This window comes from Klebsiella sp. CSG-1, assembly GCF_056521145.1.
The window spans coordinates 189,751-211,624 of record NZ_JBWNLD010000008.1; the positions used below are offsets into that span (position 1 = coordinate 189,751).

The 21,874-nt window shown below is 56.2% G+C and carries 18 protein-coding genes; 10 read left to right on the forward strand and 8 right to left on the reverse strand.

All coding sequences use genetic code 11. The features are described from left to right. Nucleotides 1-7: 7 nt before the first annotated feature. Nucleotides 8-1,918: a DNA repair helicase YoaA gene (locus AC007G_RS19655; protein WP_142630704.1), complete on the reverse strand. Its 1,911-nt coding sequence runs from the start codon at nucleotides 1,916-1,918 to the stop codon at nucleotides 8-10. Between the two features lie 131 nt (nucleotides 1,919-2,049). Here AC007G_RS19655 and AC007G_RS19660 point away from each other — a divergent pair, with 131 nt between their 5' ends. Next, complete coding sequence (locus AC007G_RS19660) at nucleotides 2,050-2,394, forward strand: RidA family protein (protein ID WP_032687342.1); 345 nt, start codon at nucleotides 2,050-2,052, stop codon at nucleotides 2,392-2,394. A gap of 57 nt (nucleotides 2,395-2,451) precedes the next feature. Here AC007G_RS19660 and AC007G_RS19665 read toward each other — a convergent pair whose 3' ends face one another. From AC007G_RS19665 to AC007G_RS19685, 5 genes are read right to left on the reverse strand one after another with little or no spacing between them, the layout of a single operon-like run. Further along, on the reverse strand, nucleotides 2,452-3,591 hold the full coding sequence (locus tag AC007G_RS19665) for an alginate lyase family protein (RefSeq protein ID WP_032687010.1): 1,140 nt from the start codon (nucleotides 3,589-3,591) through the stop codon (nucleotides 2,452-2,454). A gap of 7 nt (nucleotides 3,592-3,598) precedes the next feature. Then, nucleotides 3,599-4,693, reverse strand: coding sequence for an ABC transporter ATP-binding protein (locus tag AC007G_RS19670; protein WP_479466649.1), 1,095 nt, complete (start codon nucleotides 4,691-4,693; stop codon nucleotides 3,599-3,601). A 10-nt stretch (nucleotides 4,694-4,703) separates the two neighbouring features. Then, complete coding sequence (locus AC007G_RS19675; protein WP_004121979.1) at nucleotides 4,704-5,543, reverse strand: carbohydrate ABC transporter permease; 840 nt, start codon at nucleotides 5,541-5,543, stop codon at nucleotides 4,704-4,706. Nucleotides 5,544-5,552: 9 nt separating this feature from the next. Next, nucleotides 5,553-6,494 (reverse strand): carbohydrate ABC transporter permease, encoded by a 942-nt coding sequence (locus AC007G_RS19680; RefSeq protein ID WP_077267052.1) that lies wholly within the window; start codon nucleotides 6,492-6,494, stop codon nucleotides 5,553-5,555. A gap of 11 nt (nucleotides 6,495-6,505) precedes the next feature. After that, nucleotides 6,506-7,795 (reverse strand): ABC transporter substrate-binding protein, encoded by a 1,290-nt coding sequence (locus AC007G_RS19685; protein ID WP_032699393.1) that lies wholly within the window; start codon nucleotides 7,793-7,795, stop codon nucleotides 6,506-6,508. 526 nt (nucleotides 7,796-8,321) lie between these two features. Between AC007G_RS19685 and AC007G_RS19690 the strand changes: the two genes are divergently transcribed. Then, entirely contained in the window at nucleotides 8,322-9,560 is a 1,239-nt protein-coding gene (locus AC007G_RS19690; protein ID WP_032687007.1) for an alginate lyase family protein, read from the forward strand. Further along, complete coding sequence (locus AC007G_RS19695; protein WP_142630705.1) at nucleotides 9,560-11,590, forward strand: heparinase II/III domain-containing protein; 2,031 nt, start codon at nucleotides 9,560-9,562, stop codon at nucleotides 11,588-11,590. Before AC007G_RS19690 ends, AC007G_RS19695 begins: the two co-directional genes overlap by 1 nt. A gap of 1 nt (nucleotide 11,591) precedes the next feature. Here AC007G_RS19695 and AC007G_RS19700 read toward each other — a convergent pair whose 3' ends face one another. Next, the gene (locus AC007G_RS19700) at nucleotides 11,592-11,771 is read right to left on the reverse strand and encodes a YoaH family protein (protein WP_032687005.1); all 180 of its coding nucleotides are present in this window, start codon (nucleotides 11,769-11,771) and stop codon (nucleotides 11,592-11,594) included. Between the two features lie 88 nt (nucleotides 11,772-11,859). Between AC007G_RS19700 and pabB the strand changes: the two genes are divergently transcribed. The 4 genes from pabB (at nucleotide 11,860) to AC007G_RS19720 (ending at nucleotide 17,150) form a co-directional block, all read left to right on the forward strand. Beyond that, nucleotides 11,860-13,215 (forward strand): aminodeoxychorismate synthase component 1, encoded by a 1,356-nt coding sequence (gene pabB, locus AC007G_RS19705; protein WP_064356922.1) that lies wholly within the window; start codon nucleotides 11,860-11,862, stop codon nucleotides 13,213-13,215. A 3-nt stretch (nucleotides 13,216-13,218) separates the two neighbouring features. Continuing rightward, nucleotides 13,219-13,797 (forward strand): CoA pyrophosphatase, encoded by a 579-nt coding sequence (locus AC007G_RS19710; RefSeq protein WP_032699390.1) that lies wholly within the window; start codon nucleotides 13,219-13,221, stop codon nucleotides 13,795-13,797. Nucleotides 13,798-14,052: 255 nt separating this feature from the next. Continuing rightward, nucleotides 14,053-15,417 carry an L-serine ammonia-lyase gene (gene sdaA / locus AC007G_RS19715; RefSeq protein WP_032687002.1) on the forward strand — a complete coding sequence of 455 codons (1,365 nt, stop codon included), beginning with the start codon at nucleotides 14,053-14,055 and terminating at the stop codon, nucleotides 15,415-15,417. Between the two features lie 122 nt (nucleotides 15,418-15,539). Next, nucleotides 15,540-17,150, forward strand: coding sequence for an EAL domain-containing protein (locus AC007G_RS19720; protein ID WP_032699388.1), 1,611 nt, complete (start codon nucleotides 15,540-15,542; stop codon nucleotides 17,148-17,150). A gap of 13 nt (nucleotides 17,151-17,163) precedes the next feature. Here AC007G_RS19720 and yoaE read toward each other — a convergent pair whose 3' ends face one another. After that, on the reverse strand, nucleotides 17,164-18,723 hold the full coding sequence (gene yoaE, locus AC007G_RS19725; RefSeq protein ID WP_032695272.1) for a CNNM family cation transport protein YoaE: 1,560 nt from the start codon (nucleotides 18,721-18,723) through the stop codon (nucleotides 17,164-17,166). Between the two features lie 447 nt (nucleotides 18,724-19,170). Between yoaE and manX the strand changes: the two genes are divergently transcribed. From manX to AC007G_RS19740, 3 genes are read left to right on the forward strand one after another with little or no spacing between them, the layout of a single operon-like run. Next, entirely contained in the window at nucleotides 19,171-20,139 is a 969-nt protein-coding gene (gene manX, locus AC007G_RS19730; RefSeq protein WP_049267876.1) for a PTS mannose transporter subunit IIAB, read from the forward strand. Between the two features lie 56 nt (nucleotides 20,140-20,195). Continuing rightward, a complete protein-coding gene (locus tag AC007G_RS19735) occupies nucleotides 20,196-20,996 on the forward strand; it encodes a PTS mannose/fructose/sorbose transporter subunit IIC (RefSeq protein WP_004863908.1) in 801 nt (266 codons plus the stop codon). Nucleotides 20,997-21,008: 12 nt separating this feature from the next. Further along, on the forward strand, nucleotides 21,009-21,860 hold the full coding sequence (locus AC007G_RS19740; RefSeq protein ID WP_004863911.1) for a PTS mannose transporter subunit IID: 852 nt from the start codon (nucleotides 21,009-21,011) through the stop codon (nucleotides 21,858-21,860). Nucleotides 21,861-21,874 lie beyond the last annotated feature (14 nt).

The window sequence follows — 21,874 nt, forward strand, 5'->3', positions numbered from 1 at the left end:
CGACAGATTACCTCGCCGGCGGCACGGCGAGGAAACGCACCGCCCGGCGGATATCGCGGGTTCGCGGCGCTGGCGGCAGACTGGCGAGGAAGACGGCGCCATAGGGGCGCATCACCAGCCGGTTGTCGCAAATCACCAGCACCCCGCGATCGTCGATATCACGGATCAGACGTCCAACCCCTTGTTTCAGCGTAATGACCGCATCCGGCAGCTGGACTTCGTCAAACGGAACGCCGCCGCGCAGGCGACAGTCTTCCATTCGCGCTTTCAGCAGCGGATCGTCCGGTGAGGTAAACGGCAGCTTATCGATAATCACCAGCGATAGCGCATCGCCGCGCACATCCACCCCTTCCCAAAAGCTGCTGGTCGCCACCAGCAAAGCGTTGCCGGCGCTGACAAACTGCTGCAACAGCTGCCCTTTACTGGTTTCACCCTGTAACAAAACCGGTAGCGTCATGGTGGCGCGGAACTGCTCCGCCAGATCGCGCATCATCGCGTGCGAGGTGCACAGCATAAAGCAGCGGCCGTCGTTAGCTTCAATCAGCGGCTTGAGCATCGCGGCCAGATGTCGCGCGGCACCGGGCTGATTCGGCAGTGGCAGGTTGCGCGGCACGCAGAGCAGCGTCTGATGCGCGTAATCAAACGGGCTGGGCAGCAGCAGCGATTCCGCCTCTTCGATGCCAAGCCGCGCGGTGAAATGACGAAGATCGTCGTTAACCGACAGCGTCGCGGAGGTAAAAATCCAGCTCCCCGGTTTCTGCGCCATCACCTCTTTAAATTTTTCAGCCACGGTCAACGGCGTCAGCGCCAGGGTAAAGTGGCGGGAAGTGCATTCATACCAGTAGCTGAAACCCGGCTGGTTGATCTCTTTCAGTCGCTTGAGCCGCGCACGATAGATCGTCGCGCGTTCAAAGGCGGCATCCAGCAGCGCCGAACGACCCAGAGACAGTTTGGCGACGTCATAGCACAGCTCCAGCGCATCATCGAGCAGCAGCAGCGCCCGCTGAATGTTGCTGTCCGCCAGCAGGTCGCGCAAATTGCCGCGATAGCCGGGCTCGCCGAGCTGCAGACGAAAATCCTGCGCGCTCTGGGCCAGCCGGTCGGCGCACTTTTGCAGCTGCTGAGTATCTTTCAGCTCGGTGCGGTAGGCGATGGTGATATCTTTCGCCAGATCCAGCAGCTGACGGCTGGAGAGCGACTGGCCAAAATACTGGCTGGCGATATCCGGGAGCTGATGGGCTTCATCGAAGATCATCACCTCCGCTTCGGGGATGAGCTCGGCGAAACCGCTCTCCTTCACCACCATATCGGCAAGAAAAAGATGGTGGTTAACCACCACCACATCGGCATCCATCGCCTTTTTACGCGCTTTGACGACGAAGCAATCTTTGTACAGCGGGCAGTCGCTGCCGAGGCAGTTATCGTTGGTGCTGGTCACCAGCGGCCAGGCCTGAGAGTCTTCGGCGACGCTGACGCAGGTGCTGATATCACCATCAATGGTTTGATTAGACCACGATCGCAGCAAAATGACGTCGCTCAGGGTTTGCACCGGCAGATCGCCGCCGGCCAGAGTCTGCTGCTCGAGACGCTCAAGGCACAGATAATTTGACCGCCCTTTCAACAGCGCCAGCCTGCCGGTGAAGTTCAGCGCTTTTGCCACCGTTGGCAGGTCGCGACTGTAGAGCTGATCCTGCAGCGCTTTCGAACCGGTGGAGATGATCACCTTTTTGTTGGCCCGCAGCGCCGGCGCCAGATAGGCATATGTCTTCCCGGTACCGGTCCCGGCTTCAACCACCAGCGGCCGCGCCTCTTTTATGGCGTGGGTCACCGCCACCGCCATCTGGCGCTGCGGTTCGCGCGGTTTAAATCCCGGAATGGCGCTGGCCAGCTGGCCGTCTGCTGCAAAATCGTCGATCACATTGCCCCCTGGTTATTTGGACAGTGATTATGTCAGGGAGGGCGTCGTTTCACCAGCCCGGGTAGTGACGTGAGCAGAACATTATGGCAGTCTTGCCGCTGTCTGATGGAATAAAACCGAAGGAAATTAAAATGACAATTACGCGTATCGATGCGGAAGCCCGCTGGTCTGATGTCGTCATCCACAACCAGACCCTCTACTATACCGGCGTACCGGCCAACCTTGATGCGGATGCCTTTGAGCAAACCGCGAACACCCTGGCGCAGATTGACGCCGTGCTGGAAAAACAGGGCAGCAACAAGTCGCGTATTCTTGATGCCACCATTTTCCTGGCGGACAAAAGCGATTTTGCCGCCATGAATAAAGCCTGGGACGCCTGGGTAGTTGCCGGTCACGCCCCGGTACGCTGCACCGTTCAGGCCGCGTTAATGAAGCCTGAATACAAAGTCGAAATTAAAATTATCGCCGCGGTGTAAGCGGCAACTCAGCAAGCCGGATAGCCATCCGCCATCCGGCCTGCCGGTTCGTTTCTCTCAACCCGCGCACCACATTAGCTGTTCCTTCAGCTGCAGCGTCTCCTGCGGCACGCATTTCAGCGCTTCACGATAGCTGGCAGCTTGTTTTGCATACCCTCGCACAGACTGCAGCAGCACCCGCAGCGCGCTATCCCACACAATCCCCTGCAGGTCGCTGTATGGCCACAGATCCGGTTCCCGGATAAACGGCACCAGGTAATCAATCCCCTGCTTCACTCCTCGCCCATCGCGGATGGCGTTCCAGCGGTCAAACTCAACGTGTTCGGCGTAGCGGTTGAGCAGCAGATGCGCCTCCAGGTTAAACAGCGAGTAGTGGAAAGGGATGGTACGTTCGAGCTCCATGGTCTGTTTGCCATCCTGGTCAATCTGCGCCGCCATCCGCTGGGTGATCCCCTGCTCGATGATCCGCGCCGCCAGCCCTTTATCGCCATAGAAAAGCGCGTTCACCGTCCGCTGGGCGTCGTACCAGGTACCGTGGTTGTTGTGCCAGACGTACTCTGAGTGGCCAATTTCGCTGTAGTACATCCAGTGGTTAAAATCGCGGAACCACTGGTGCAGGCCGATAATATCGTCGGTATCCAGCACGTTCGCCGAACTCATCAAGCCGATGGTATCAACCACCATCCACATTAAGCGGGTGTCAATCAACCCGGTACCACGGCCGGAAACAATCCCCGGGATCGCCTGGCCATAGTTGAGATGCGGATTCATTCGCGTGTCAGCATCGAGGAACCAGCAGCGGATCTGCGCGGCCGCCGCCTGTGCGTACTGGCGCTGACCGGTGAAGTACCACGCCAGCCCCAGGGTCAGACACCGTTCGCACATACGGATAATGCGCGAAGTGTCGGTATCGTTATTTTCACACTGCGGGTTGATATGCCCGTCGCGACGAATGTAGGGTAGCCCGTTGGGACGCCGTGGGTTTGGCCACCAGTAGGTACCCAGACTGTAGTAATCGTGCGCGTCACCGCTCGCCGGCCGCAGTTTTTTGTGTACCACGCTTTCCGGCGCTTCGCGGCGCAGGATGTCGGCCTCCGACACCAGCTTGCTCAGCGCCAGCTGCAATGGCGAGAACGGCTGTTTTAAGCCAGCACGGGCGTTTTCCAGGCAGGTTTCATCAAGGGTGTACAGCTTCATCGCCACCTTAAACGCCCTCCCGGCACGCGATGCGTTGACCGCTTTGCGCATCGAACAGGTGCACGCCCGAGAGCTTCGGCTGTAGCCAGATCTTATCCCCCTCTTTTACCGCCAGACGCTGTTTGAACACCGATGTAAACGCCCCGCCGCCGGTATCGCAGAAAAGCTGCATATCCGAACCGGTGTTCTCCACCGCCGTGACCTTCGCCGCCAGCGCATCGTCGCGCGCTTCATGGACCACGTTGACCTGCTCAGGGCGAATGGCATACACCACCTGCTGACCGTCGGTCACTCGTAACCCCGCGGGCAAAGCCAGCAGTGAGGTATCTTTAAGACGCAGGCTGGTCGCGTTGCCGTTCAGCACGACCTCGCCGGGAAGCTGGTTAATCTCCGGCGAACCGATAAATCCGGCAACGAACAGATTCGCCGGCTGGTCGTACAGCTCCAGCGGGGTACCCGCCTGTTCAATTCGCCCATCGCGCAGGACGACTATCATCTGTCCCATGGTCATGGCTTCAATCTGATCGTGGGTGACGTATACCGAGGTCGTTTTCAGTCGACGATGCAATTCGCGGATCTCGCCGCGCACTTGGGTACGCAGCTTGGCGTCCAGGTTGGATAGCGGTTCATCGAATAAGAAGACCTGCGGCTTACGTACGATCGCCCGCCCCATCGCCACGCGCTGGCGCTGACCGCCGGAGAGATCTTTTGGCAGGCGCTCCAGCAACGGCTCCAGCCCCAATAGCGCCGCCGCTTCATTGACCTTCTGTTGGATATCCGCTTTCGGCAGTTTAGCCATCTTCAGGGCAAAGCCCATATTTTCACGCACCGTCATCTGCGGGTAGAGCGCATAGCTCTGAAACACCATTGCAATGTCGCGCAGCTTCGGCTCCACTTCCGTGACGTTACGCTCGTTGATGTGCACTTCCCCGCCGGAGATCTCCTCCAGGCCTGCGATCATGCGCAATAGCGTAGACTTGCCGCAGCCGCTGGGCCCCACAAGGACGCAGAACTCGCCGTCCGGGATAGTCAACGACACGTCTTTAATCACCTGCGCATCACCATACGATTTACGTACGCTATTCAGTACAACAGATCCCATCGGTAACTCCTTATCCTTTGACCGCGCCGGACATAATCCCGCGATTGAAATGTTTTTGCAGACCCAGGTAGACGATGATGCTGGGCAGCATCGCCAGCAGCGTTATGGCGATAAAAATGTTCGGCGTGATGCTCTCATCGGTACGCAGCGTGCCGAGGATCACCGGAATGGTATTCAGGCTGTCCTGGTTGACCACAATCAGCGGCAGCAGGTACTGGTCCCAAATCATAATAAAGCCGAAGGTCACCACCGTGCCGAGCGCCGGTTTCACCAGCGGCAGAATGACGTGGAAGAAAATCTGCCACTCGTTAGCGCCATCAATACGCGCCGCCTCCTCCAGCTCTTTAGGAATCGCCGACATAAATTCGGTCAGGACAAAGATGGAAAATGCCCAGCCGACGACCGGCAAAATCATCCCGAGGTAGCTGTTGTAGAGCGAGGCATCGATAAACGGCAGCCGCCAGTTAATAATCATGTACAGCGGAATCGCGATGACCTCTTCCGGCAGCATCATGGTGGACAAAATCACCAGGCTCACCAGCGCCACGCCGCGAAACTTCTTACGCGCCAGCGCATACGCCGCCAGCGCGCTGACCGACACCTGCAGAACGGTGCCAAAGAACACCACCAGAATGGAGTTCAGCAGATACTGCCAGACGCCAATATCCATCCACGCAAAGATGAAATTTTCAAACGAGAACTGATTCGGCCAGGCCAGCAGCTCGCCCGGTTTCACCGGCGCACCGCTGAATGCCGTGGCGACGATGCCCCAGAACGGACCGACAAAGACAATCAGCAGCAGCGCGTAGATGCACCAGCGTCCTGCTGTATCCCAACGTTTACTTAACATCGCGGCTCCTTAGTAACGGGCGATACGTTTTTTCAGCGTCAGATGACAAATGGTTAAGAAAACCGTGAAGGTGAACAGCAGGAACGACACCGCCGAAGCGTAGCCATAGTCAAACTGTTCAAAGCCCAATTTATAGATGTGGGTCATGACCATTTCCGTGGCGTTAGACGGCCCCCCGCCGGTGGTGGCATACACCTCGGCAAACACGCGGAAACCACGAATAAAGGAGAGCATCAGCACCACCGAAAGCGCCGGAATCATGCCGGGCAGAGTGACGTAGCGCAGACGGTTCCACCAGCTGGCGCCGTCGACGTTCGCCGCATCGTATAAATCGCGGCTGATCCCCGCCAGACCGGCAATAAAAATCACCATGTTGTAAGGCACCGCCTTCCAGATGTGCAGCAGCATAATGACCCCCAGCGCCTGGTCGGAACTGGCAAGAAAGCCCTGGTCGGCGACGCCAAACCAGCTCAGGATGTGGTTAACCACGCCGTTGGGCGTTGGGTTGAATAAAATACGCCACATTTCGGCGACGATTGCCGCGCTGGTGACCGCGGGTAAAAAGATGGCGGTGCGAATAAAACGCAGATGGCGCGCCGGGCCTTCCAGCAGCATGGCGAGAAAGAAGGCCAGGATAGCCGCGGCAAACATCGTTACCACGACGTACAGCAGGGTGTTTACCACCGCCGCGTGCAGTTCTACGTCGGAAAAAGCGCGGGTGAAGTTATCGAGCCCTACCCACTCGTTCGGCTGATTAAAGTTGACCTTGTAAAAGCTCATCACCAGACCCTGAACCATCGGGATAAACTTAAACCAGCTGAAAATAATTAGCGCAGGCGCTAAAAACAGCCACGGGATCAGCGCCCGCTTACGCTTTGCACTCAGCCATCCGGTCGAGTAAGGCGAAGCGGCCTGCTTTATCGGCGAGGATTTCGTCTCATGCAGGGTCATAACGTAGGTCCTCAGTTAGCCAGCACATTTTGTTTTTTCAGCTCAGCGTTAACCTTGCCGTCGAGAGTCTTCAGCCCGGCGGCGATATCGCTGTTGCAGTCGGCAAAAATGCGGTTAAAGCCTTCGGCTGCCGCCTGACGCACCGGCGTCCAGTTGGGGATTTGCGGCACGTAGCGTCCCTGCTCGTTATAGAGGCGGGCGAAGGTTTCCCAGCGCGCATCCTGATAAACGTCCTTAACGTCGACGTTCTTGTTAACCGGCAGACGCACCACCGGAATATGCTGACTGCCTTTACCCATGCCGATCTCCTGGCCTTCCGGGGAGATCATGAATTCAATGAACTGGCGCGCCGCCTCTTTTTGTTGACTGCTCTTCATCATAAAGACCGTGGTACCTTCAGCGAGAGTGGCTTCGCCTTTCGGCCCCACTACCGGAACCACTTCAAAGTTGTCTTTACCCGGGTCTTTATCGAACAGCGCAATATGGTACGGACCGCTGAAGAACATACCGCTCTGCCCGGAGCGGAAGGATGGGATAACGTCGGCGGTGGTGGCGTTAATTGCGCCCGGCTGGGTGACTTTTTCGCACATCATGGTGCGCATAAAGGTCATCGCTTCAGCCACTTCCGGCGTATTAAGCGAGGCGCTGAATTTTCCGCTCTCTTCTTTAACGAAATCGCCGCCCGCCTGCCAGATAAAGCTGCTCATAAACCAGCTGGCGTAGCCGCGCGTCGTCGAGGCGGGAACGATAAATCCGTAGGTATCATTTTTGCCGTTGCCATCGGGATCCTGGGTGGTGAAGGCTTTTGCCAGGGCCCGAATATCATCCCAGCTCCTGGGCTGCGGCAGCCCCAGTTTTTCCCGCCAGTCTTTGCGCACAAACAGGGCGAAAGTTTGCGCGGAGGTCGGTACGCCATAGTATTTACCGTCGATATAGCGAGTACTCTTCCATGCCGTCTGGAATAGCTGGTCGCCGCCCGCTATCGCTTGCGGGTCAATTTCTTCGGCAATACCCAACTGGATAAACTGCCCCAGCGAGGCCGCATCGTTAAAAATCAGATCGGGTAAGGCGTTGCCGGCAGTGGCGCGCGCCAGCCGCTGTTCAAAGTCTGTGGTGGCGTTGAAATACTCAATTTTGATACCGGTTTTTTCTTCAAACTTTTCCGCCTCTTGTTTGTAGATATTCTTCGAGTCATTGCTGGCGCGGATCCAGACGTTGAGGGTAGTCGCGGCATAGCTTTGGCTGACGCCGAGCCCGAGCGCGGTGAGAAGTAATAAGGAGCGTAATTTATTGGCAGACATGATGGCATATCCTTTATTGTAGAGCACAAAGGTAATTAAATTCTCAATTAATACATGAAAAGGAGTTTGAATATCGCTCAGGCGTTAATACAGCTGACGCAAGAAATATTTCCATTCATTAGATAGAAATGTATTTCCCAATACAACCATGCAAAAAAAGAAATTGCGTTTCAAAAACAAGAAAATTGAGGCAGATCACACCAAAAAGTGACAAGAAAAGTGACAAAAAACAAATAACAATAAAAATCAATGCCTTAATAATTTATTAAATTTGTTAAAACATTCAAAAAATATAGAAAAAAGCCAAATTCCGTGATGTACCCAGCATTAAAAACGTCATTATTTATCCATAACAATAAACTTGATGGATATCACAAAAAAAATCACTTTGTCTTTTACACTGCTCGCCAGCGAACATTCAAATATATTGTTTTTAATTACACTGCCTGTTTCATGCGTCATTTAAATACGCGTCAGGTATAATTCTGCTGTTATCTTTTCTCATATTTGTAGAAGGGTTATCACGATGAACTCAATACCTCGCCGAGGTTTGTTATGCATTGCGCTGTTTTGTTCCGGCCTTAGCGCCTCCTCATATGCCGCTGAGCCGTACACGCTAGACGGAAAGGATTTAGCCTTCAGCCGCCAGCAGATTGCCGCGAAAGATCCGCTATTTGTGCAGGCGCAAGCGGCTCTGCTAAAAAAAGCCGATCTGGCGCTCAAGCATCCGCTGTTCTCGGTGATGGATAAAACGCTGGTCGCCGCCAGCGGCAACAAGCACGACTACTACAGTTTCCCTCCCTACTGGTGGCCGAACCCTGATACCAAAGACGGACTGCCTTATATTCGTAAAGATGGGCAAACCAACCCGGATGCCAATAGCGATGCCACCGATAAAAACCGGCTGGTGAAGATGAGTAACGACGTTTCAACGCTGGCGCTGGCGTGGTACTTCTCCCACGACGATCGCTATGCGCAAAAGGCAGCGGCCCAGTTGAGGACCTGGTTCCTCGATCCAAAGACGCGTATGACCCCCAACCTGCAGCATGCGCAAGCCATTCCCGGTATTAATACCGGACGCGGTATCGGCATTATTGATAGCCGGGCGCTGGTTGACGTCGTTGACGCAATCGCCCTGCTGCAATCCTCAGCTGCCCTGAGTGAAAACGACGTTAGCGCATTAAAGCAGTGGTTTGGCGACTATTACCAGTGGATGACCACCAGCCAGAACGGCTTTGAAGAAGAGAACTGGCATAACAATCACGGCAGCTATTTCGATATGCAGGCCGCCGCCTTCGCCCTGTTCAGCGGGAAAATCGACGAGGCGAAAAAGCGCCTGTACATCACCCAGCTGCGGCGTATTGCGGGTCAATTTGATATCGAAGGCCGCCAGATGGCCGAACTGGAGCGCACGCGTCCGTGGCACTACAGCAATTTCAACCTCGAAGCCTATAACCGCCTCGGACGACTGGGCGAGAAAGCGGGCGTCGACATCTGGAATTTCACCCTTGATGGCCATAGCCTGCGCAAAGGCTATCAGTACATCGCCAGCTTTATTGACAGCGATACCCCGTGGCCCTGGAAAGACATCGATAAAATGGACGACAAGAAAGCGCTGCGCAATATCGCCACCGCCGCGCACGCCTGGCCGGAAGATGCGCTGTTCAGTGACAAAGCGCAGTGGCTGCGAGCGAAATATCCCGACGATATCACTACGCTCATCGCCCCGCTTTCCGCATCATCAGAGGTCAGGGATAACCGCTAATGAAACAATTTTCCGGGCTCTGGCCCAACATTGTCGGACGTGCAGCCGCTGATAACGCACTGCTTGAACGGCTCGTGAAGGATGCACAGCCGGTACTTCAGGCAGCGGTTCTCATTCCGCAGTCAGGGATCGCCAGCTGGAATCTCTACTACTTTTGTCCACACCACGGCGTACGCTTGACGTGGCGGGCGGGTACCCCCCACCAGCATGCCTGCCCGGTTGATGGCGAAATATTTTGCGGCGAACCGTGGGACGGCGCCTGGTGGCGCGAGATGAACGGCCGTAACGCCAGCGCATGCCAGCAGCTCGGACTGATATGGCAGTTGACCGGCGAAACGGCGTATCGCGATAGAGTTCGCACGCTGCTTATGGGTTACGCGGATGTCTATCCCGGCTATGAGATTCACGGCGATATTCCCAACAACGGACCGGGAAAGATGAACGCCCAGACGCTGTGCGAAGCCAACTGCATTCTGGAGATGGCGCTGGGTTATGACTTTATTCGCGACAGCCTGACGCCCGGCGAACAGCGACACATCAGTGAAAACCTGCTGCGCTGTGCGGCAACGTTTTTGCGCGATCATCGTAGTCCACAGATTCACAACCATGAAGTCAAAATCAGCGCGGCGCTTGGCATACTGGGTTTCGTCCTCGAAGATGACACGCTGCTGGAGTTTGCCGTTAACCAGCCGTACGGCCTGCGCTGGCAGTTGGAACACGGCCTGCTGGCGGAAGGGCTGTGGTTCGAAGGCTCCGTTCACTATCACTATTACGCGCTGCAGGGCTTTTTCGCCTTCGAGAAACTGGCGCGCGGCACCCGCTGGAGCCTGCTGGACGGCCCCTGGTATCAGGCGATGCTGAAGTTCCCGCTGTCGCTGCTGCTGCCGGACGGCACTTTCCCTCGGCTTAATGACTGCCTCGCCGGGCAGGAGAAGCTCCATCACCGGGATCTGTACGAGTTTGCCTGGTTTATCTGGCGTGACCCGCAGTACGCCGCGGTCCTGCAGTTTACCGAAACGGCGCCCGATGCGCGTGAAACCCTGCTATGGCGCGAACAGTCTCTGCCGGAATCCCCCCTGTCGCTCATCCCGCAGCAGTCGCTGTTTGCGCCGGGCGCGGGTCTGACGTTATGGCGGCGGCCGCAGCAGGCGCTATTGATCAAACACAGTCCCTGGGGGGGCGAACACGACCATTACGACCGGCTGGGACTGATGCTCTGGCATCGTAACGGCTGGCTACTAACGGATATGGGCACCACCGGCTACGGCGCGAAAATGCACTACGACTATTACAAAAACAGCGCCACGCACAATACGCTTTGCGTAAATCAGAGCAACCAGCCTCCGGCCAATCCGCAGGTGTTAGGCTGGCATATGGATGACGACTCTCTGTGGCTGGATAGCGAGGTTGACTGGGGCAACCCCCCGCCGAAGCTCAACAGCCATAGCCGCGTCGAGTGGGACGCTGCGGCCTGGCGAGACGTGCGCTTCCGCCGTCGCCTGCTGTGGCTTGAAGATGTACTGATCGATCTATCCTCCGTGGAGAACCCGCATCGCCAGCAGCTCGACTGGACGCTGCATCTGGCGGCACAGGCGCTGGATCAGAGCGGCACGGCCCAGCCCTTTTCGCTCAGCGGGCCACTGCGGCGAATGACCGAAACAACCATGACGCCGCTGAACGGCTGTCAACCGCGCCACTTTGCACGCGGTGGCGATACCGTTGCGCTCTGGCTGTCCGGTGATGGTGAACTCTGGCAAGGGCTGGCACCCGATAACCCGGCAATTCGCAATCTCAGCTATCTGGTGATACGCAATCACCTGCCGCAGGCGCGTTTTGTGTGTCTGTGGGATCTGGCAAACCGCGCGCCGCTGACGGAAGTGACCGTGCATCATACGCCAGTCGGTACGCAAATTACCTTCTGGCGCGGCGAACGCGTGACGCACGTGACGCTGTACGACGAGCCCGGGAAACGGCCTGATGCAATCCTTCCGCTCGCGGAAAGCGGCCTCTCACCTCAGTACACGGAGTAATTTACTCGTCTTCATCTTCAAAGCGCGCTACGATCCGGTCGCCGGTATGCGTGGCGCGCAGTTCACTCGCCACCAGCGCAATGGCTTCACCGCTACTCATCCCGTTAGCCATCAGCTCCTGAATACGTTCTACCGCTTTTTGCTGCTGCTCGTGGCTCAGCGAAGGTAAACCTGCAAACATGACTCACTCCTGCTACATTGTGTGGCGTAATTATTTCATGCCGCCCGCCTGATTTTCCAGAGGACGGTGACGATTAGGATCGAGGAAGATGTTGTCCCCCGCTATTATTACCCTGCCATGGCACCCGGATGCTGCCGAGCGTTACTTTACTCCTTTAAGCACGACCCCGTGGGCAATGCTGCTGCATTCTGGTTTTGCTGACCATCCGCATAACCGTTTTGATATTATCGTCGCCGACCCGCTCACGACGCTGCTGACCCGCGGCGAAACAACCGTGGTGGATGACGGTCAGACGCAGAGCAGCTCAACGGCCGATCCCCTGACGCTGCTACAGACGCAGCTGGATCGGTGCGGATTAAGGCCGCCAGCGCATCCCCATCTGCCGTTCCTCGGCGGCGCGTTGGGGCTATTCGGCTACGATTTGGGACGCCGTTTTGAATCTCTGCCCGCGCACGCCGTCGCCGATATCGCGCTGCCGGATATGGCCGTCGGTATTTATGACTGGGCGCTGATTGTCGATCACCAGCGCCGCGAAGTATCGTTGCTCAGCTATGGCGATCCGCACGCCCGCCTGCATTGGCTGGAGGCGCAGTCTGCCGCGCCAACGACCCCGTTTGCGCTGACGTCCGCCTGGCGCTCCAATATGAGCCGCGAACAGTACGGCGAAAAATTTCGTCAGGTTCAGGCCTGGCTGCACAGCGGCGACTGCTACCAGGTCAATCTGGCTCAGCGCTTTCAGGCCAGCTACTGCGGCGATGAGTGGCAGGCATTTTGCCGGCTGAACCGCGGCAATCGCGCGCCGTTCAGCGCCTTTATTCGTCTGCAGGATGGCGCCGTACTCAGCCTTTCGCCGGAACGCTTCATCCAGCTTCGCCAGGGCGAGATTCAGACCCGCCCGATTAAAGGTACGCTGCCGCGTCTGGCCGATCCGCAGCAGGACGCCCGTCAGGCGGAGAAGCTGGCCCGCTCGCCTAAAGATCGGGCGGAGAATTTGATGATTGTCGATCTGATGCGTAATGACATCGGTCGGGTTGCCGAAGCCGGTAGCGTACGGGTTCCGGAGCTGTTTGTGGTTGAGCCGTTCCCGGCGGTGCACCATCTGGTAAGCACCATTACCGCCCGGCTGCCGGCCCATCTGCATGCCAGCGACCTGCTGCGGGCGGCCTTCCCCGGCGGGTCGATTACCGGCGCGCCCAAAGTGCGGGCGATGCAGATCATCGATGAGCTCGAACCGCAGCGCCGCAATGCGTGGTGCGGCAGTATCGGCTATCTGAGCCTGTGTGGCAATATGGATACCAGTATTACTATTCGTACGCTGACGGCCTGGCAAGGTCAGCTGTACTGTTCCGCCGGCGGCGGCATCGTGGCGGACAGCGAAGAAGCGGCCGAATATCAGGAAACGTTTGATAAAGTTAATCGTATTTTGCAACAACTGGAGAGCTAGAACATGGCGGATGGCGCCCTTGAGCTGGACGACTTTCTTTCGCGTTTTCAATTACTGCGCCCGCAGCCCTCGCGCAATGCGCTGAATCAGCGCCAGGCGGCGGTGCTGGTGCCTATCGTTCGTCGTCCGCAGCCGGGATTGCTGTTAACCCAACGCTCGCCGCGGCTACGTAAACACGCCGGTCAGGTTGCCTTCCCCGGCGGCGCAGTGGACGCCACCGATGCCACGCTGATTGCCGCCGCGTTGCGCGAAGCCCAGGAAGAGGTCGCCATTCCCCCCGAGTCGGTCGAGATTATCGGCGTGCTGCCGCCGGTAGACAGCGTGACCGGCTTCCAGGTCACGCCGGTGGTCGGCATCATTCCGCCAAATCTCCACTATCACGCCAGCCAGGATGAGGTCGCAGCGGTGTTCGAGATGCCGCTCGCTGAAGCGCTGCGTTTGGGACGCTATCACCCGCTGGACATTCACCGCCGCGGTAACTCGCATCGCGTCTGGCTGTCGTGGTATCAGCACTATTTTGTCTGGGGAATGACCGCCGGTATTATTCGTGAGCTGGCGCTGCAAATCGGGACTAAACCTTAGTTTTCTTCATCATGCCTGACGCGGCTGAAATTCCGGCCGCGCCCCTCGCTTCACCGCCCTCACTATCGCCGTCGTCGGGCGTCTGTTTCGGGTATATACTCAAAATGAGAATGCGCTCTCACCATTAGTAAATTCACCGTTACCCATTAGTTTAATTCATGTGAATAGTTAAGCTGATGGTGCGGTTCCCTCTTACACTATGCGCAGTTATCACATCGTTACCGCCGCTGCGGTAACCCTGTCAGGAGTATTAGCGTGATTAGTATATTCGACATGTTCAAGGTGGGGATTGGTCCCTCATCTTCCCATACTGTAGGCCCGATGAAGGCCGGTAAACAGTTCGTCGATGACCTGGTCGAAAAGGGATTGCTTAATGAAGTGACCCGTGTGGCAGTCGATGTCTACGGCTCACTTTCATTAACCGGCAAAGGCCACCATACGGATATCGCCATCATTATGGGACTGGCGGGCAATCAGCCCGATACGGTCGATATTGACGCGATACCGGCATTTATCCGCGACGTTGAAACCCGCGGACGCCTGCTGTTGGCGCAAGGGCAGCATGAAGTTGATTTCCCGGCGGATGACGGCATGCGTTTCCGTAGCGACAATCTGCCGCTGCACGAGAACGGCATGACGATTCATGCCTGGGCGGGCGACAAAGAGATCTACAGCAAAACGTACTACTCTATTGGCGGCGGTTTTATCGTCGATGAAGAGCACTTCGGTAAAGAGAGCGCGAACGAACTGAGCGTGCCTTACCCGTACAAATCGGCGCAGGAGATGCTGGCCTATTGCAAGGAGACCGGGCTGTCGCTCTCCGGCATGGTGATGCAAAACGAGCTGGCGCTGCACAGCAAAAAAGAGATTGAAGACTATTTTGCTCACGTCTGGCAGACCATGCGCGCCTGTATCGATCGCGGGATGAATACCGAAGGCGTGCTGCCTGGCCCGCTGCGAGTTCCTCGTCGCGCCTCTGCGCTGCGTCGTCTGCTGGTAGCCAGCGATAAGCTGTCAAACGACCCGATGAACGTCGTTGACTGGGTGAATATGTTCGCCCTGGCCGTGAACGAAGAGAACGCAGCCGGCGGACGCGTGGTGACGGCCCCGACAAACGGCGCCTGCGGAATCGTACCGGCGGTACTTGCCTACTACGATCACTTTATCGAATCGGTCAGCCCGGATATTTATATTCGCTACTTTATGGCGTCCGGCGCCGTGGGTACACTGTATAAGATGAACGCCTCCATTTCTGGCGCGGAAGTCGGCTGTCAGGGTGAGGTTGGCGTGGCCTGTTCCATGGCGGCGGCCGGTCTTGCCGAACTTCTTGGCGCCAGCCCGGAACAGGTTTGCGTCGCGGCAGAAATCGGGATGGAGCATAACCTGGGCCTCACCTGCGACCCGGTTGCCGGCCAGGTGCAGGTTCCGTGCATCGAACGTAACGCCATTGCATCCGTGAAGGCGATCAACGCTGCGCGTATGGCCATGCGCCGCACCAGCGAACCGCGCGTCTCGCTCGATAAAGTCATTGAGACTATGTATGAGACCGGTAAAGACATGAACGCCAAGTATCGCGAAACCTCTCGCGGTGGTCTGGCTATCAAAGTTCAGTGTGACTAAACTCTCCCCATCAAATGCGCCCATGTGGGCGCATTTTCCGCTGTTATTTATTTACACCCACTACACTTGCTCAATGGCGGTTGTTATTCTACTCCACACAGAGAGTCGACAGGGTGTCGCGCATGCAAAATGCACAAAAGGTCATTTCGGCATACCGTCGTAAGCGGATTATCATTTGTTTGATTGTTGCGCTCCTGACGTTGACGACCACGCTGGCGATCCGATTTATTTCGCAGCGTAGTTTAAATCAGCAGCGCGTCCAGATGACCACCAATAAAATGGTGGTGGCGATGGATAAAATTTTACGCCCGTTGTCGGAACAGCACCTTTCGTTGCTTCAGCTGGTGGGGAAGCCCTGTGAGGATGTGCGTCTGCCGCTGCGCAAACTGGCGGCCTCGCTGCAAACCGTGCGTTCAATCGTCCTGGTTAAATCGAACATTCTCTACTGCTCCAGCATCTTTGGCGATCGCAACGTCCCTATTCATCAGCTGCAACCCGACCTGCCAGGCCAGCGGGAGCTGCTGGTTTTTTCAACCGATAACACGCTGCTGGTCGGCTCTCCAGTCTTAATTCAATGGTACCCCTCCGCTTTCAATAGCGCCGATGGCGTGATGATCATCATCAATATTGAGCTGCTGGGAGAGTTAATTCTCAACGCAAAATCATCGTTGATTACCGGTATTGGACTGAGCGTCGGCACCCGGAACTTTATCAGCGGGAGCGGAGTAGTTGATCACTCGGTGCTTCCCGGCGAGTCGGTGATATACCGTCAACATTCGACCCTGTTCCCGTTTGCCATTAACGTCAGCGGTCCCGGCGCTTCCGCTATCGCTCTCAACGAACTGCCGGGCGAACTGCCGCTGGCGTTGATCCTCAGTTTACTGATGACCGGAATCGCCTGGCTGGCTACCGCGGGCAGGATGAGTTTTTCCCGGGAAATCAGCCTCGGCATCGCCGCCCGCGAGTTCAAGCTGTGGTGCCAACCGTTGAAGGATCTGCATTCGGGAAAATGTACCGGCGTCGAGATTTTACTGCGCTGGAACAATCCGCGCCGGGGAAACATATCGCCGGAGGTGTTCATTCCTATCGCCGAAGGCTACAACCTGATCGTTCCCCTCACCCGCTATGTCATTGCAGAAACCGCACGCCAGCTTTCGCTATTCCCCCACGATAAACATTTTCACATTTCGATTAATGTCGCCGCTCGCCACTTTGCCGAGGGTGAACTGCTGCGCGATCTGCATAAACTCTGGTTCAGCGCCTACCCGGTGCAGCAGCTGGTGGTGGAACTCACCGAGCGGGACGTGCTGCAGGACGGCGATCACCACATGGCGGAACATCTGCATTTCAGGGGGGTGTACCTGGCAATCGATGACTTTGGCACTGGCAACAGCTCGCTCTCCTGGCTGGAAAAGCTACGGCCTGACGTGCTGAAGATTGATAAATCCTTTACCAGCGCTATCGGCATCGACAGCGTCAATGCCACGGTAACGGATATCATTATTGCGCTGGCGCACCGGCTGAATATTGTGACCGTGGCAGAAGGCGTGGAGACTCAGCGGCAGGACGAATACTTGCGGCGCCACGGCGTTGATATCCTGCAGGGATTTCACTACGCCAGGCCAATGCCGGTGGAAGACTTTCCACAGTGGCTGGCCGCCCGACGTCAGGTCGAGGCGATGGCGGATAATAAAACCGGCCAGCCTCCAGCGGAGACCGACCGGCCAGTCTGACGACCCAGGAGGATTATTCTTCTTCCTGGCTGTCATGTACCGTTTTGACTACGCGCACCAGATCAACACGATAGTCGTTCGCTTCGAGAACGGTAAACTGCAGCGGCGCCCGTTCAACAACATCGCCGGTACGCGGTATATGGCCGTTAACGGCAATGACCAGTCCAGCTACCGTCGCAATATCCTCATCTTCATCGACGATGTCATCGAGCCCTACCGCCTGCTGTAAAGCATGCAGGTCGGTTGATCCTTTGATCAGCCAACCGTCGCCATCAGCCACGATTTCCGGCGTCTCATCGGCATCAGGGAATTCCCCGGCGATGGCTTCCAGGACATCCAGCGGCGTCACCAGCCCCTGTACCACGCCAAACTCGTTGGTCACGATGACGAAGCTACCGCGAGCACGACGCAGCACCCCCAGCAGATTGATAGGATCCAGCGTTTCCGGAACCACAATCGCCGGCGAAGCCGAGGCTAATGCCGCGACGTTCTCACCGGCCTCCAGCGCCACCAGCATCTCTTTGGCTCGCACGATACCAATGATTTCATCCAGCTCGCCCCGGCATACCGGGAACAGACTGTGCGGTGAAGAGAGCAACTGACGACGAATTTCTTCTTCGCTTTGCTCCGCATTCACCCAACTGATTTCACCGCGCGGAGTCATGATACTGCGCAATGAACGCTGCGCCAGGGTCAGGACGCCGTTAATCATATAGCGTTCTTCTTCCGCAAACGCTCCTTCCGGCACCGGAACCGGCGCCGGGCTCTCGCCATCATGGCTCACGGCGTGCTGTTTACGCCCGCCCATCATGCGCAGGATAGCGTCAGCCGTACGTGCGCGTAACGGCAGCGTCGACTGGTGACGAATAAAGTTACGTCGTGCCACCTGGTTGAAGAACTCAATGGTGATCGAGAAGCCGATAGCGGCGTACAGGTACCCTTTCGGAATATGGAAACCGAAGCCTTCAGCCACCAGGCTCAGACCGATCATCAGCAGGAAGCTCAGACAGAGCACCACCACCGTCGGATGCTGGTTCACGAAGCGGGTCAACGGCTTCGAGGCCAGCAGCATCACCATCATCGCAATGACCACCGCGGCCATCATCACCGGCAGATGGTTCACCATGCCGACGGCGGTAATGACTGCATCCAGCGAGAAGACCGCATCCAGCACGACGATTTGCAACACCACCACCCAGAAACTGGCATAACCTTTACCATGTCCGGCATCGTGCTGGCGGTTTTCCAGCCGTTCATGCAGTTCCGTGGTCGCTTTAAACAGCAGGAATATCCCCCCGAGCAGCATGATGAGATCGCGCCCGGAAAAAGAGAAATCCGCAATGCTGAACAGCGGTTTGGTTAAGGTCACCATCCACGAAATAACTGACAGCAGGCCCAGACGCATAAACAGCGCCAGCGTCAGACCGATCAGCCGCGCTTTGTCACGCTGTTTCGGCGGCAGTTTATCCGCGAGGATAGCGATAAAGACCAGGTTGTCGATACCGAGCACGATTTCAAGGACGACCAGCGTCAATAAACCGATCCAGATAGAGGGATCCATTAAGAATTCCATGAGTTGCTCCAGTTCACGACAGACGGAGTCATCGCGATGTCACGCACGGCAGAGACAATCGTTGCGGGTAAAAAAGCGTAGCAGGTAGCGGCGGCAGAAAAACGCCAGAAGGTGAAAAGACGTCGATGAGGGTCCATACAGCGGGCTATGCCCTATACTCCTGAGTAATTAAACGGAAGCTAAACATAGCAAAAAATGGAGGAAGATTGGAAAAAATTTTACCAGTCTTTGCAATAGGTAAGCCTATTTTTTGCGCTGCGAAATTATTAGTCGCAGATGCGTGATTAACGGATCTTCATCACATTAATTATTTTTTCACTATCTAAAATAATTCGCGGTAGTAATTATTTTAGATCTTACACCCTCACTGAATCGATTTTGTTCGCAAGAGTGATTCAGGATGTATCACCACAGATGATGCATTCACGATAATAAAGGAGGTAGCAAGTGACGATTGCTATTGTAATAGGCACACATGGTTGGGCTGCAGAACAACTGCTGAAAACCGCAGAAATGCTGTTGGGCGAGCAGGAAAACGTTGGCTGGATCGATTTCGTTCCGGGTGAAAATGCCGAAACGCTAATTGAGAAATACAACGCACAGCTGGCAAAGCTGGACACAACTAAAGGCGTGTTATTTCTCGTCGATACGTGGGGAGGTAGTCCATTTAATGCCGCCAGCCGCATTGTCGTCGATAAAGAACATTACGAAGTGATTGCTGGCGTCAACATTCCGATGCTGGTCGAAACGCTGATGGCGCGCGACGACGATCCGTCGTTCGACGAGCTGGTGGCTCTGGCGGTAGAAACCGGTCGTGAAGGCGTGAAGGCGCTGAAAGCGAAAGCGGTGGAAAAAGTCGCTCCGGCTCCGGTGAAGGCAGCAGCCAAAGCGGCAGCCCCGGTAAAACCAATGGGTCCGAACGACTATATGGTCATCGGCCTGGCGCGTATTGATGACCGTCTTATTCATGGTCAGGTGGCCACCCGCTGGACAAAAGAAACCAACGTTACCCGTATTATTGTCGTGAGTGATGAAGTCGCGGCGGATACCGTGCGCAAAACGTTACTGACTCAGGTTGCTCCTCCGGGTGTGACCGCCCACGTTGTCGACGTTGCGAAGATGATTCGCGTCTACAACAACCCGAAATACGCAGGCGATCGCGTCATGTTGCTGTTTACCAACCCTACCGACGTCGAACGTGTCGTTGAAGGCGGCGTGAAAATCACCACTGTCAATATCGGTGGTATGGCTTTCCGTCAGGGTAAAACGCAGGTGAACAACGCCGTTTCGGTCGATGAAAAAGATATTGAAGCATTTAAAAAGCTAAATGCCCGCGGTATCGAGCTGGAAGTCCGTAAAGTTTCCACCGACCAGAAACTGAAAATGATGGACCTGATTGGCAAGGTGGCGAAATAACCTTGCGGGTCGCGCCCCAATTTTCAACTTAAGACTTAATCAACAGGAGAAGTACAATGGAGATTACCCTTCTTCAGATTGTGCTGGTGTTCATCGTCGCGTGTATTGCGGGTATGGAGTCGGTACTTGATGAATTTCAGTTCCACCGTCCTCTGGTCGCGTGTACGTTGATCGGTGCCGTTCTCGGCGATATGAAAACCGGTATCATCATCGGTGGTACCCTGGAAATGATCGCCCTGGGCTGGATGAACATCGGTGCGGCGGTTGCGCCGGATGCCGCGCTGGCATCCATCATTTCTACCGTTCTGGTTATTGCCGGTCATCAGGGTATCGGCGCCGGTATCGCTCTGGCTATCCCGCTGGCAGCAGCAGGCCAGGTTCTGACCATCATCGTTCGTACCATTACCGTAGCCTTCCAGCACGCGGCGGATAAAGCGGCGGAAAATGGCAACCTGACGGCGATTTCGTGGCTCCACGTTTCTTCGTTGTTCCTGCAGGCTATGCGTATCGCTATCCCGGCGGTCATCGTGGCTATCTCCGTCGGAACCAGCGAAGTTCAGGGCATGCTGAATGCGATTCCTGAAGTGGTCACCAGCGGTCTGAACATCGCCGGTGGCATGATCGTGGTCGTTGGTTATGCGATGGTCATCAATATGATGCGCGCAGGCTACCTGATGCCGTTCTTCTACCTTGGCTTCGTCACCGCCGCATTCACTAACTTCAACCTGGTTGCGCTGGGGGTGATTGGCGCGGTAATGGCTATCCTCTACATCCAGCTGAGCCCGAAATACAACCGCGTAGCGGGTGCGCCAGCGCAGGCTGCTGGTAATAACGATCTCGATAACGAACTGGACTAACAGGTGAGCGAAATGGTTGATATGACTAAAAATACCACCGAGAAAAAACTCACTCCGAGTGACATTCGTGGCGTGTTCATTCGTTCTAACCTGTTCCAGGGGTCATGGAACTTCGAACGTATGCAGGCGCTGGGCTTCTGCTTCTCTATGGTACCGGCTATTCGTCGCCTGTACCCGGAGAACAACGATGCGCGTAAGCAGGCAATTAAGCGTCACCTGGAGTTCTTTAACACTCACCCGTACGTCGCAGCGCCTGTTCTGGGCGTAACGCTGGCGATGGAAGAGCAGCGTGCAAACGGCGCCGAGATCGATGATGGTGCCATCAACGGTATCAAAGTCGGTCTGATGGGTCCGCTGGCTGGCGTCGGCGACCCGATCTTCTGGGGTACCGTGCGTCCGGTATTTGCGGCATTGGGTGCCGGTATCGCGATGAGCGGCAGCCTGTTAGGCCCGCTGTTGTTCTTTATTCTGTTCAACGCCGTCCGTCTGCTGACCCGTTACTACGGGGTGGCATACGGTTACAGCAAAGGTGTCGATATCGTTAAGGATATGGGCGGCGGCTTCCTGCAGAAACTGACCGAGGGGGCGTCAATTCTCGGCCTGTTTGTCATGGGGGCGTTGGTTAACAAGTGGACGCATGTGAACATTCCGCTGGTGGTGTCAAAAATCACCGGTTCAGATGGTCAGGTTCACGTCACGACCGTACAGACTATCCTTGACCAGCTGATGCCGGGCCTGGTGCCTCTGCTGCTGACCTTCGCCTGTATGTGGCTGCTGCGTAAGAAAGTTAACGCCCTGTGGATTATCGTCGGCTTCTTCGTCATCGGTATCGTCGGCTACGCTATCGGCCTGCTGGGCCTGTAATAATCCTGTTGTCC

Bases quoted from the DNA above. Each gene is read 5' to 3' on its own strand.
- yoaE (WP_032695272.1), bottom strand. From the start codon at position 18,723: ATGGAATTCTTAATGGATCCCTCTATCTGGATCGGTTTATTGACGCTG.
- AC007G_RS19735 (WP_004863908.1), top strand. From the start codon at position 20,196: ATGGAGATTACCCTTCTTCAGATTGTGCTGGTGTTCATCGTCGCGTGT.
- AC007G_RS19680 (WP_077267052.1), bottom strand. From the start codon at position 6,494: ATGACCCTGCATGAGACGAAATCCTCGCCGATAAAGCAGGCCGCTTCG.
- pabB (WP_064356922.1), top strand. From the start codon at position 11,860: ATGTTGTCCCCCGCTATTATTACCCTGCCATGGCACCCGGATGCTGCC.
- AC007G_RS19665 (WP_032687010.1), bottom strand. From the start codon at position 3,591: ATGAAGCTGTACACCCTTGATGAAACCTGCCTGGAAAACGCCCGTGCT.
- AC007G_RS19685 (WP_032699393.1), bottom strand. From the start codon at position 7,795: ATGTCTGCCAATAAATTACGCTCCTTATTACTTCTCACCGCGCTCGGG.
- AC007G_RS19670 (WP_479466649.1), bottom strand. From the start codon at position 4,693: ATGGGATCTGTTGTACTGAATAGCGTACGTAAATCGTATGGTGATGCG.
- AC007G_RS19740 (WP_004863911.1), top strand. From the start codon at position 21,009: ATGGTTGATATGACTAAAAATACCACCGAGAAAAAACTCACTCCGAGT.
- AC007G_RS19660 (WP_032687342.1), top strand. From the start codon at position 2,050: ATGACAATTACGCGTATCGATGCGGAAGCCCGCTGGTCTGATGTCGTC.
- AC007G_RS19720 (WP_032699388.1), top strand. From the start codon at position 15,540: ATGCAAAATGCACAAAAGGTCATTTCGGCATACCGTCGTAAGCGGATT.
- AC007G_RS19710 (WP_032699390.1), top strand. From the start codon at position 13,219: ATGGCGGATGGCGCCCTTGAGCTGGACGACTTTCTTTCGCGTTTTCAA.
- AC007G_RS19695 (WP_142630705.1), top strand. From the start codon at position 9,560: ATGAAACAATTTTCCGGGCTCTGGCCCAACATTGTCGGACGTGCAGCC.
- AC007G_RS19700 (WP_032687005.1), bottom strand. From the start codon at position 11,771: ATGTTTGCAGGTTTACCTTCGCTGAGCCACGAGCAGCAGCAAAAAGCG.
- AC007G_RS19675 (WP_004121979.1), bottom strand. From the start codon at position 5,543: ATGTTAAGTAAACGTTGGGATACAGCAGGACGCTGGTGCATCTACGCG.
- AC007G_RS19690 (WP_032687007.1), top strand. From the start codon at position 8,322: ATGAACTCAATACCTCGCCGAGGTTTGTTATGCATTGCGCTGTTTTGT.